The organism is Veronia pacifica (assembly GCF_001707825.1).
In the GTDB taxonomy this organism is placed as follows: domain Bacteria; phylum Pseudomonadota; class Gammaproteobacteria; order Enterobacterales; family Vibrionaceae; genus Veronia; species Veronia pacifica.
Genome location: NZ_LYBM01000010.1, coordinates 45,717 through 57,262, shown reverse-complemented (window position 1 = coordinate 57,262; position 11,546 = coordinate 45,717). Strand labels below are relative to the sequence as shown.

The window sequence follows — 11,546 nt, the reverse complement described above, 5'->3', positions numbered from 1 at the left end:
CATGCAACAAACAAGAAAAACAGAATTTTGGGTCGGTACATTTGTTATTGCAGGGATTGCAGCAATTCTGGTGCTGATCTTTCAGGTTGCAGATGTAAAGAGTCTGACAAAGAGCGACACCTATGAAATCACCGCGCATTTCGAAAATGTGGGTGGACTGAAAGTACGCTCGCCAGTAAAGGTGGGTGGCGTGGTTGTGGGACGTGTCAAAGCCATTTCTCTTACTGCACCTGATTACTTGCCCACTGTTGTCATGGATATTGACGAGTCTTATGGTCACTTCCCAGAGAGCAGTTCCGCGGCAATATTGACCTCAGGTTTGCTGGGTGAGCAGTATATTGGTATTAAACCCGGCTTTGTTGATGATGACATCGCACTGCTGCAGGATGGTGATCTTCTTGAGGATACCCGCTCAGCGATTGTGCTTGAAGATTTGATCGGCCAGGTCTTGTTTAGTCTCGGTGATAAAAAGGATTAATTGTCATGTTTAAAAAAATATCAGGAATTATCTTACTGGCTTGCCTTGGTACCATGCCAGCATTGACTGCCCATGCTGCAACTGAGACAGGTATTGTGGCGAAAGAGGATATTGACGCAACGAATCCTTATACCCTAATTAATCAGGTATCACGTAACGCGTTTGCTCGAATTAAGAAAGATTACAAAACGTATCAGGCCAACCCTGAATTGTTACGTGATGTTGCCCGTGAGGAGTTATTACCTCACATCAACGTTAAGTATGCAGCCTATAAAGTGCTGGGCCGTGCTGCACAAAAGGCAACAAAGGAAGAGCGGGCTCAATTTGTAACCGCCTTCACAGATTATCTGATTGCTGCCTATGCACAGATCATGACCCAATATACTAATCAAGAGATTAATGTTGAATCGCCGAGCAGAATTGATCCAAAGAGAAAGGTCGTTGCGGTCAGAGTCGAAATTTTTGATACTGCCCGGCCGACGATTCGTCTTGATTTTAAGTTGCGTAAAAACACCAAGACTGGAGAGTGGCAGGGTTATGACGTCGATGTTGAAGGTGTCAGTATGTTGAACACCAAACAAAGCGAGTGGAGCACTGAGCTGCGTAAAAATGGTATCCTAGCTGTCGCCGATCAACTCGAAACTCTGGCTAAGCAGCCAATCACACCAAAAGAGGTCAACAAGTGAGTACCTCTTTACAGTGGGAAATGACAAGTGCTGGCGAGTATTGCCTCACCGGGGAACTGGACAGGAATTCTGTACCAGATTTCTGGCGACGTCGTATCGAGTGGTTGCCGAAAGATAACGATGTAAAACTGAATTTGTCCGGCCTAAAACGCGTTGATTCTGCGGGCATGGCAATGTTGTTACATCTACAAAACTCGCTGAACAATAATAGCCAGCAGCTTACGCTGCTGGAACTACCAGAGCAGCTGAAGGTTCTGTTGACACTGAGTAATGTTGACAATTTGCTGACTGGCAAGTCTGCTGCTTAATATGAGGTAAAACAGTGGAAATAACAGAAATAAAATCCATTCTGGAAGACGCTCTGTCACTGGACGAGTTGCACGTAAAAGGTGAAGGAAGCCACTTTGAAGTGATTGCCGTCGGTGAGATGTTTGAAAATATGTCGCGTGTTAAAAAGCAGCAGACCATCTACGCACCACTGATGGAACATATTCGAAGCAATGCGATTCATGCGCTCAGTATCAAAGCCATGACGCCAGCTGAGTGGGCTCGTGATAAAAAGCTAATGCAACCGTTGTAAGAGGGTTTCATGCAAAAATTCAGAGTAGAGGGTGGTGGTCCTATTCAGGGCGAGGTTGCCATATCTGGTGCAAAAAATGCCGCTCTCCCCATCCTTTTTGCCGCGCTTCTTGCTGAAGAGCCAGTTGAAGTGGCTAACGTTCCCAAGCTCCGAGATATCGATACCACTATGGAGTTGCTATCTCGCTTGGGGGCTAAAGTGTCACGTAATGGCTCTGTGTATGTTGATGCGAGTGGCGTTGATAACTTCTGTGCGCCTTATGACCTGGTCAAAACGATGCGGGCCTCTATATGGGCTCTCGGGCCTTTGGTTGCGCGTTTCGGTGAAGGTCAGGTATCGTTGCCGGGAGGCTGTGCAATTGGTGCACGGCCTGTCGACCTCCATATTCACGGCCTTGAGCAACTGGGGGCGAAGATAACCCTAGAAGAAGGTTATGTGAAAGCCAGTGTTCGTGGCCGCCTGAAAGGGGCGCATATTGTCATGGATAAGGTCAGCGTGGGTGCCACGGTGACTATTATGGCAGCAGCCACACTTGCTGAGGGCACGACCGTCATTGAGAATGCGGCGCGTGAACCTGAAATTGAAGATTGTGCGGCTTTCCTGAATACACTTGGTGCAAAGATTTCAGGTGCAGGCTCCGACAGTATTACTATCGAGGGGGTTGAACGTCTCGGTGGTGGATACCACAAAGTGGTTGCTGACCGCATTGAAACAGGGACATTTTTAGTCGCAGCAGCTGTTTCAGGCGGCAAGATCATCTGCCGAAATACATCAGCCAGATTATTGGAATCAGTATTGGCGAAGCTTGAAGAAGCTGGTGCCGCGGTTGAGACAGGTGATGACTGGATATCACTCGATATGACCGACAGGCACTTGAAAGCGGTAAATATCCGCACTGCTCCTCATCCCGGCTTCCCGACAGATATGCAGGCGCAATTTTCCCTCCTTAATTTGATGGCGAAAGGCACCGGCGTTATCACTGAAACCATTTTTGAAAACCGCTTCATGCATATTCCTGAGTTACAGCGTATGGGAGCCCATGCTGAAATTGAGGGGAATACAGTGATATGCGGTGATTGTGATGGTTTAAGTGGTGCGCAAGTGATGGCGACCGATTTACGTGCGTCAGCCAGTCTGGTTATCGCGGGTGCGATTGCCAAGGGCACGACAGTGGTAGACAGGATTTATCATATCGATCGCGGTTATGACCGTATAGAAGATAAGTTACGACCGCTCGGCGTCAACATCGAGCGTATTCGAGACTAAAAAAAACCACCGAAAGGTGGTTTTTTCTTATTACGGGCTCTATCGACTAACACTGTGATTCTTTATATCTTGCTGACAAATCTTTCGATATAAGCAGGTTACTTATCTTCACCTATCACGATTGGAAGCACCAACGTTTCACCCCTACGGATGATCTTCATCGTTGTTTTGGTTCCAGGGCGCAAGTCAGCAACGATATCGAAACCAGTATTCAACTTATTGTTGAGTGGTGTTTGATTGATTTCAATAAGTAGATCGCCGGGCAAGATCCCCGCAAGATCTGCAGGGCCGCCTTTTGCGACACTGTTTATGACAACGCCTGACAGTGGTTCAATGTTGAGTAAACGCGCCGTCAGTGCTGAGATCGCCTGCCCACTGATCCCAATGTAGCCTCTGATCACTCGTCCGTCCGCGACAAGTTTATTCATAATCTTGATGGCAATCGGGTAGGGAATAGCAAATGAGATCCCCTGCGTTTCATAATCTTTTGCCTGTTGGAGTGAAGCGGTATTAATGCCGACAAAATCGCCGCGGCTATTGATCAGCGCACCACCTGAGTTGCCCCGGTTAATCGCGGCATCGGTTTGCAATAAATCCTGAGGACTGCCGAGAATACTGACTCCAGAGCGTCCCGTAGCAGAAATAATGCCGTAGGTGCTGGTTTGCCCCAGATTGTAAGGATTGCCAATTGCCAGTACCACGTCGCCCACTTTCGGCTCGTAACTGAGGTCCAATGGAATAACGGGAAGATCATCAATTTCAATGCGTAAAACAGCTAAATCCATCTTCTCATCTTTGCCAATAAGTTGAGCTGTTGTTATCCGGCCATCTTGCAGTGCAACCGTAATTTCCTCTGCCTGTACAATGACATGGTAGTTAGTGAGGATGAATCCTTTGTCACTCATGATGACGCCAGATGCTGCGTCAACCAAATCAACTTTGCGTCTGTCGGCGTTATACCGTTTGCTGTAGATATTTACGACAGCCGGTGAGGCTCTGCGAAATGCCTCGTTATATGACAATAACGGCTTGTCTGATGATGTTGGTTTTATCGTCAGGATGTCGGTAACGGGCTTTAATTGCAAAGAAGGAAAGAAGAAGAGTAGCAAGACTGCCGCCAGTGTTCCCAGAATTACAGAGCGTGCCAGAAATGCCAACATGAATACTATTTTCCCAAATGTGTGAAATACATACAGAGGATATCATCGAAACCTGAACTTGAGTAGACGCGAAAAAGGCCCGATAATTCGGGCCTTTAAAATATCGAGGTCACATTGTGATACTTATCGAATCATCAAGTACATTGAATAAGAACCGCGAAGAATATTGAGAGGTAAGGTGCCCTGTTTACCGTCGAGTTGCTTGCGAAGGTCTCCAAGGTTTCTGATGGTTTTTCTTCCCACACCAATGATCACATCACCTTTCTTCAGTCCACTTGCTGCGGCGAGTGAGCCTTTGGTGACATCTGCCACTAACACACCAACCTGCCCTTCGGCGTTGTAGTTTTCAAGAGCTGCGCCTTGTAAACCCTCGTGGAGTGTTTCGGCTTTTGCGGTTTGTCCAATGTCATTAAGCACGGCAGTCACATTCTTTTCTCGACCATTACGTATGAGGCCCAGTTCAACGCGTTTACCCGCACCAAGCGAGCCAATCTTGGCTCTGAGCTCACCAAAGCTTCGAATCTTCTTACCATTGACAGAGACGATGATATCACCCGCTTCGACACCTGCTTTGTCAGCTGCTGAATCTTTATCAACTTTGCTGACGAAAGCGCCGTGGTTGGTTTCATAGCCAAAGTCTTCAGCGAGTTCAGACGTGAGTTCTTGTCCATGGACACCCAGACGACCGCGTCTAACCTGCCCATACTCAATAATTTGATCGACAATGTTCTTGGCCATATTCGCGGGAATAGCAAAACCGATACCAATGTTGCCCCCATTTGGGCCTAGGATAGCAGTGTTAATGCCAATCAGCTCACCGTTGAGGTTGACCAAGGCACCACCTGAGTTTCCGCTATTGATAGCCGCATCGGTCTGAATAAAGTTCTCGAAGTTTTCTAAATTGAGATTACTGCGGCCCAATGCCGAAATAATGCCTGATGTAACCGTTTGACCCAAGCCAAATGGATTACCGATAGCAATAGCGAAATCGCCGACTCGTAAATCGTCAGAATCAGCCACTTGCACCGCTGTCAGATCTTTAGCTTCCTCTAGTTTGAGAAGCGCAATATCTGAGTACTGGTCGCTGCCAATGAGTTCTGCGTTGAGCGCCCGCCCATCGCTAAGTTGTACAGTGATTTTTTTTGCACCATCGATAACGTGATGGTTAGTGATCACATACCCTTTTTTAGCATCGATGATCACACCCGAACCCAGCCCACGAAATGGCCTTTCCTGAACCTGCTCTGATGGGAAATCAGGGCCAAAGAAGAATCGAAACCCTTCAGGTAAACGCTGTTTAGAAACGTGGCTTCCTTCCACATCAATACTGACGACACCCGGGCTGACCTTTTCTAGCATGGGTGCCAGACTCGGCATTGCCTGCCCGGATACAACAGTAGGCAGAGCAGCAGATGCAGGTAATGCTAGGAAGGCCGAACCTACAAGCAGAGAAAGGCTGCTCAGTGCAATTAGAGACTTTTTCTTCATAAATTCACTCCCGTTTACAGACAACTATAAGAGTGGGGCCAATGTAAAAAAGTTCAATGCCTGAGACAGAGTCCGATTATTAACCAGCCTTATTTTCGCCTTGTGCTTCTCTGAGTAAGCCACTTGAGCCCTCAGAATAGTCACGTGGCGGCTCCTGATGTTCTTTTTCCTTATCTGAAACATCAGCAATTTTCGAAATCTTTTTGGTGAATGGGTTGTCTTGAGGAGGTAAGTCGGGAACCATCTCGGAGGAGACATTTGCCATATGCTTATACAGCTTGCTGTAGTCTTTTGAAATGTTATCAAGCAACTCGGCGCTGTGAGAAAAGTGATCGACAAGATCCTGACGATATTGCGCGAGCTCGTAGCGCGACTTTTCAAGATCCTTCTTTAGTTCTTTTTGCTGGGAAGGATTTCCTGATGTCAGACGCGACAGGAAAAAACCAATAACAATGCCAATGATCAAAAAAACCAACGCGTTGATCAATGTCATAACTGCTCCTTGTTCGTCAACGTTAAAAAATGATGTGTTTTACTCAACACCTTTGATGAAGCGATCATTCTGCTCATCGAGATGTTTCAGAGGTATAAAATGTTTTCACTTACCCTTTTACTATACATGGCAAAATAACCCCGTGGTACTATTGATTCGGACATGGAGCTTAGGCAGTAATTGCCTGATTTAAGTTGAAAACGAGGTTTTGTTTCGTCATGACGCCAATTGAGTTTTACCGAAAAGATCTGGAGAAACCTGATTTTTACCACGATCCTGCACAGCAAATGGCAGTAGAAAAGTTAGATGATTTGTATCATCGACTGATCAAAGAAACAGAAACCGAGAGCAAAAAAAGCATCTTCCGATGGCCATTCACCAGTCAGAAAAAAAGGCACTCCTCAAAAGAACCTGAGTTAGGACTTTATTTTTGGGGAGGGGTCGGGCGAGGTAAAACCTATTTAGTCGATCTTTTCTACGAGTCACTGCCTTTTGAGAACAAAATGCGAATGCATTTCCATCGCTTCATGCACCGCATTCATCAAGAACTCAGATTACTTGACGGCGAAAGTGATCCGCTTGAGAAGGTGGCAGACAAACTCGCGCATGAAACAAAGATTTTGTGTTTTGACGAGTTTTTTGTTTCTGATATCACTGATGCCATGATTTTGGGAACCTTGCTTGAGGCATTGTTCGCCAGAGGAATATGTCTGGTTGCTACATCGAATATCATACCTGATGAGCTCTACCGCAATGGTTTGCAGCGAGCACGCTTCTTACCTGCAATCGCGCTTATCAATAAGAACTGCGAGATTGTGAATGTCGATTCGGGCACAGATTATCGACTAAGAACCTTAGAGCAGGCAGAAATTTATCACTCGCCGTTAGATGAAAAAGCGGAACAGAATTTGGCGCAATATTTTAGCCAGTTAGCCACTGAACCTCTTCGTCTTAATAGTCATATTTGCATTAACAACCGCCAAATTGATGTCCGACGTGTCGCGGAGGGCGTAGTGCATTTTTCCTTTGATGCGCTCTGCGACAGCCCGAGATCACAAGCCGACTACATTGAAATTGCTCGCCTTTATCATACGGTATTGTTGTCTGAGGTCCCGCAAATGGGCGTGGAGAACGATGATGCAACACGGCGCTTTATTGCTATGGTGGACGAGTTTTATGAACGCAATGTCAAACTTATCATTTCAGCTGCTGTTCCTGCAGAAAAACTGTACTCAGGTGGCAGGTTGTCATTTGAGTTTAAGCGTTGTCTATCAAGACTGAATGAAATGCAAAGCCATGATTATCTGGCATTAGAACATCTCCCCTAACGTGACAAAAAGATGATTAGTCATGCTTTCAAGATGGCGAGACAAAAAAGCGTGTATTTTTGGTGAAAAAAGGTGATTTTTTCCCCAGCGTACCCTATAATCCGCCGACCCACCGTTACTGTTGAAAGGCTACGGCCGAGGGTACCACCACTCGAAGGGGTGTTGAATGGACTCTTAACAGTGGGAGCCACTGGCTCCTTAAGTGAAATTTATTTTAGAATCGGGTATTTATTAGCATGAAAACTTTCGTTGCTAAACCAGAAACCGTAAAACGCGACTGGTATGTTGTAGACGCAGAAGGCAAAACTCTGGGTCGTATCGCAACTGAGATTGCATCACGTCTACGTGGTAAGCATAAGCCGGAGTACACTCCGCACGTTGACACTGGTGACTACATCGTAGTTATCAACGCAGAAAAAGTAACTGTTACTGGTGCGAAAACTACTGACAAGATGTACTACAGCCACACTGGCTACATTGGTGGCATCAAGTCAATCAGCTTCGACAAGCTGATCGCTAAGAAGCCAGAGATGGTTATCGAGCTTGCTGTTAAAGGCATGCTGCCACGCGGTCCTCTAGGTCGTGCCATGTTCCGTAAACTGAAAGTTTACGCGGGCGCTGAGCACAAGCACACGGCTCAACAACCGAAAGTACTAGACATCTAAGGGGATATAGCAATGGCAGAACAATACTACGGCACTGGTCGCCGCAAAAGCTCCGCAGCTCGCGTATTCATCAAGCCGGGTAGCGGTAACATCGTAATCAACCAACGTTCTCTGGACGAGTACTTCGGTCGTGAAACTGCTCGCATGGTTGTTCGTCAGCCACTTGAGCTGGTAGAAATGACTGAGAAGCTGGACCTGTACATCACCGTTGCTGGTGGTGGTATCTCTGGTCAAGCTGGCGCGATCCGTCACGGTATCACTCGCGCTCTGATGGAGTACGATGAGAGCTTACGTCCTACTCTGCGCGCCGCTGGCTTCGTTACTCGTGACGCACGTCGCGTTGAACGTAAGAAAGTTGGTCTGCGTAAAGCACGTCGTCGTCCACAATTCTCTAAGCGTTAATTTCGCTTCGGGCTTTGTCCCGGAATTTGGATTCGAAAAAGCCTGGCTTCAATGTCAGGCTTTTTTTATACATTCCTTTAACAACCGCGCCTTGTCATAGCCCCTCAATATCCCGCTTTCGTTGTTCTATACTTGCAAAATTCCCAGTAAAAGCGGCGGTTTGTCCCTTTTAAACACTTAATCTGTGCTGACATCACATTTGTTACAAAAAAGTAGCTTTACCTTGTCAAAAAGTAGGGTTTTATTTATGATTCAAGCGATGGGAATGCGTACTTTCGATGCCATATAACGTAAAAAATCGGTCGCATTACCCTTTCTAAGCCACAAGCTCCAGGGACGCATAGGGACATAAATACAAATCCGTGCGGGAGCACATGGGAGAATGTTGGATGAGCAATGTGCCAGTAAACTCCAGCCGACGCCGTTTCCTTACCGCCACGACATCAGTCGTAGGTGGCGTGGGGGCGATTGCCGTCGCTGTGCCTTTTATAAAGTCATGGAATCCGAGCGCAAAAGCCAAAGCTGCCGGAGCTCCAGTTGAAGTCGATATAAGCAAACTAGAACAAGGACAGATGGTTCGCGTCGAGTGGCGTGGTAAACCTGTTTGGGTTGTAAGACGAAGTCAGGCGATACTTGATCAATTACCCTCACTTGACTCTCAGCTACGCGATCCCTCATCCGAAGAACCTCAGCAACCCAGTTACGCCTCCAACAGTTATCGATCTGTAAAACCAGAGATTTTTGTTGCTGTTGGCATTTGCACCCACCTTGGCTGTTCGCCTACCTATCTTCCAGACACTTTTAGCGAACAAGTAAACGGTGTGGCCTCAGGTTTTTTTTGCCCTTGTCATGGCTCCAAATTCGATATGGCAGGTCGTGTGTTTCAGAGTGTTCCTGCTCCGCTCAACCTGTTCGTTCCTCCCTACACATACTTGAGTGAGACCCGCATATTGGTGGGCGCTGACGATGGGGTGGCATAATGGAAAGTATTGCTAATTGGTTTGAGAAACGTCTTCCATCGATGAATGCATATAAAAAGCATTTGTCCGAATATCCGATGCCGAAAAACTTTAACTTTTGGTACCTTTTCGGTTCACTGGCAATGTTGGTTTTGGTTAATCAGATACTTACAGGTATATGGTTAACAATGAACTACAACCCCTCAGCAGATGGAGCGTTTGCGTCCATTGAATACATCATGAGGGATGTTGAGTACGGCTGGTTACTCAGATACATGCACTCAACGGGTGCATCCGCGTTTTTTGTCGTCGTCTATCTCCACATGTTCCGTGCCTTGATCTACGGGTCATATCAGAAACCACGCGAATTATTGTGGGTATTCGGTATGTTGATCTTTTTGGTGCTGATGGCTGAAGCTTTTATGGGCTACCTTCTGCCATGGGGGCAAATGTCATATTGGGGCGCGCAGGTTATCATTTCATTATTCGGTGCGATCCCTGTCATTGGTGATGATTTAACGCTTTGGATTCGTGGTGACTATGTTATCTCAGGCGCGACTCTGAATCGTTTCTTTGCTCTTCACGTTATTGCCCTGCCGATAGTGCTCTTATTACTGGTCGTATTGCACGTGCTTGCTCTGCATGAAGTGGGGTCTAACAACCCTGACGGTATAGAGACGAAGCTCCCTAAAGGCTCGAAGGGAGAGGGATACAAAACTCGTTTTCCGTTTCACGAGTACTACACCAAAAAATATGACATTATCGATTCGATTCCTTTCCACCCTTATGGCACGGTCAAAGACCTCATCGGAATTTCTGGTTTTGGCCTGCTATTTAGTTATGTTCTCTTCTTTAACCCTGAAATGGGCGGATATTTCCTAGAACCGCCTAATTTTGAGGCTGCGAATCCGCTCAAAACGCCAGAACATATCGCTCCAGTTTGGTACTTCACTCCCTTCTACGCGATTTTGCGCGCTGTCCCGGACAAGCTGCTTGGTGTTATAGCTATGGGGGCATCCATTGTCGTTCTCTTCCTGCTGCCCTGGTTAGACCGTTGTAAAGTACGATCTTACCGTTACCGCAGTGGTTGGCATCTTGCAAATATTGCACAGTTCATTGTGTGCTTTATTGGTCTGGGCATTCTTGGTGCATTGCCTGCGACGCCAACCTACACGCTGATGGCGCAGATCTTCAGCTTTGGGTACTTCATGTTCTTTGTTCTCTTATTTGTGTACAGCAAGAACGAAGCAACGAGACCGCTGCCGGAGAGGGTGAGTTACAAATGAAGAAATGGATTGTAATGTTATTCGCCCTGTTGCCAACTATGGTTTTGGCTGCAGGTTCAAGTGTTCCGCTCGACAGCGCAAACAATGATTTAACGGACAAAGGTTCGCTACAAAATGGCGCCAGACTGTTTATGAATTACTGTTTTGGCTGCCATGCAACGCAATATCAGCGCTATGAGCGAGTTGCAGAAGACTTAGGCATCCCCAAGAATCTGATGATGGAGCATCTCATGTTTGATCCGGATGCTAAAATAGGCGATCTGATGAAAAATGCGATTTCTACTTCGGATGCAGCTACGTATTTTGGGGCTCCAGCGCCTGACCTAACACTGGTCGCGCGTGTTCGGGGAACTGACTGGGTATATACCTATCTTCGTTCTTTCTACGCTGACGAATCCCGTCCATTCGGGGTTAATAATACCGTTTTCCCCAGTGTAGGCATGCCACACGTGCTTGAGGAGCTTCAGGGAACGCCAGTTAAAACATACAAAAAAGTATTACTTGATGGCGAGATGGTTGAGGAGTTTCAAGGAATTGAATCTTTGGGCAATGGTGAACTGAGCCCCGATGAGTACGACAATGCAGTTCGTGATCTTGTGAACTTCCTCGAATACTCTGGAGAGCCAATGAAACTTGAGCGTCAGAGTCTAGGTTATTGGGTAATGGGGTTTCTCGTTATTTTTATGATCTTGTCAATTTTGCTGAAGAAAGAGTATTGGCGTGATGTACATTGATCGGTTACCCTAGTGAGTTAC

The 11,546-nt window shown here is 46.6% G+C and carries 14 protein-coding genes; 11 read left to right on the top strand and 3 right to left on the bottom strand.

All coding sequences use genetic code 11. The annotated features are described in order from the left end of the window. Nucleotide 1 precedes the first annotated feature (1 nt). From mlaD to murA, 5 genes are read left to right on the top strand one after another with little or no spacing between them, the layout of a single operon-like run. Nucleotides 2–478, top strand: a complete 477-nt coding sequence (gene mlaD / locus A8L45_RS07500) for an outer membrane lipid asymmetry maintenance protein MlaD (RefSeq protein ID WP_068900813.1) — start codon at nt 2–4, stop codon at nt 476–478. 53 nt (nt 479–531) lie between these two features. Then, on the top strand, nt 532–1,164 hold the full coding sequence (gene mlaC / locus A8L45_RS07495; RefSeq protein ID WP_245680671.1) for a phospholipid-binding protein MlaC: 633 nt from the start codon (nt 532–534) through the stop codon (nt 1,162–1,164). Further along, entirely contained in the window at nt 1,161–1,472 is a 312-nt protein-coding gene (locus A8L45_RS07490; RefSeq protein WP_068900810.1) for an STAS domain-containing protein, read from the top strand. Before mlaC ends, A8L45_RS07490 begins: the two co-directional genes overlap by 4 nt. A 14-nt stretch (nt 1,473–1,486) precedes the next feature. Continuing rightward, nucleotides 1,487–1,744: a BolA family iron metabolism protein IbaG gene (ibaG, locus tag A8L45_RS07485; protein ID WP_068900808.1), complete on the top strand. Its 258-nt coding sequence runs from the start codon at nt 1,487–1,489 to the stop codon at nt 1,742–1,744. A 9-nt stretch (nt 1,745–1,753) separates the two neighbouring features. Beyond that, the gene (gene murA / locus A8L45_RS07480; protein WP_068900806.1) at nt 1,754–3,010 is read left to right on the top strand and encodes a UDP-N-acetylglucosamine 1-carboxyvinyltransferase; all 1,257 of its coding nucleotides are present in this window, start codon (nt 1,754–1,756) and stop codon (nt 3,008–3,010) included. A 98-nt stretch (nt 3,011–3,108) separates the two neighbouring features. Here murA and degS read toward each other — a convergent pair whose 3' ends face one another. From degS to zapG, 3 genes are all read right to left on the bottom strand, one after another. Further along, nucleotides 3,109–4,170 carry an outer membrane-stress sensor serine endopeptidase DegS gene (gene degS / locus A8L45_RS07475; protein WP_068900804.1) on the bottom strand — a complete coding sequence of 354 codons (1,062 nt, stop codon included), beginning with the start codon at nt 4,168–4,170 and terminating at the stop codon, nt 3,109–3,111. A 123-nt stretch (nt 4,171–4,293) separates the two neighbouring features. Then, entirely contained in the window at nt 4,294–5,658 is a 1,365-nt protein-coding gene (locus tag A8L45_RS07470; RefSeq protein WP_068900802.1) for a Do family serine endopeptidase, read from the bottom strand. 79 nt (nt 5,659–5,737) lie between these two features. After that, nucleotides 5,738–6,151: a Z-ring associated protein ZapG gene (zapG, locus tag A8L45_RS07465; protein ID WP_068900799.1), complete on the bottom strand. Its 414-nt coding sequence runs from the start codon at nt 6,149–6,151 to the stop codon at nt 5,738–5,740. A 218-nt stretch (nt 6,152–6,369) separates the two neighbouring features. On the opposite strand from zapG, the gene zapE reads away from it, so the two are divergent. The 6 genes from zapE to A8L45_RS07435 all read left to right on the top strand — a co-directional run bounded on the left by zapE (nt 6,370) and on the right by A8L45_RS07435 (nt 11,525). Then, nucleotides 6,370–7,479 (top strand): cell division protein ZapE, encoded by a 1,110-nt coding sequence (gene zapE, locus A8L45_RS07460; RefSeq protein WP_068900797.1) that lies wholly within the window; start codon nt 6,370–6,372, stop codon nt 7,477–7,479. 236 nt (nt 7,480–7,715) lie between these two features. Next, on the top strand, nt 7,716–8,144 hold the full coding sequence (gene rplM, locus A8L45_RS07455) for a 50S ribosomal protein L13 (protein WP_068900795.1): 429 nt from the start codon (nt 7,716–7,718) through the stop codon (nt 8,142–8,144). A 12-nt stretch (nt 8,145–8,156) separates the two neighbouring features. Continuing rightward, nucleotides 8,157–8,546, top strand: a complete 390-nt coding sequence (rpsI, locus tag A8L45_RS07450) for a 30S ribosomal protein S9 (RefSeq protein WP_068900794.1) — start codon at nt 8,157–8,159, stop codon at nt 8,544–8,546. Nucleotides 8,547–8,935: 389 nt separating this feature from the next. Next, a complete protein-coding gene (petA, locus tag A8L45_RS07445) occupies nt 8,936–9,526 on the top strand; it encodes a ubiquinol-cytochrome c reductase iron-sulfur subunit (RefSeq protein WP_068900792.1) in 591 nt (196 codons plus the stop codon). Beyond that, nucleotides 9,526–10,791, top strand: a complete 1,266-nt coding sequence (locus A8L45_RS07440) for a cytochrome b (RefSeq protein WP_068900790.1) — start codon at nt 9,526–9,528, stop codon at nt 10,789–10,791. Before petA ends, A8L45_RS07440 begins: the two co-directional genes overlap by 1 nt. Then, entirely contained in the window at nt 10,788–11,525 is a 738-nt protein-coding gene (locus A8L45_RS07435) for a cytochrome c1 (RefSeq protein WP_068900788.1), read from the top strand. Before A8L45_RS07440 ends, A8L45_RS07435 begins: the two co-directional genes overlap by 4 nt. The last annotated feature ends 21 nt before the right edge of the window (nt 11,526–11,546 follow it).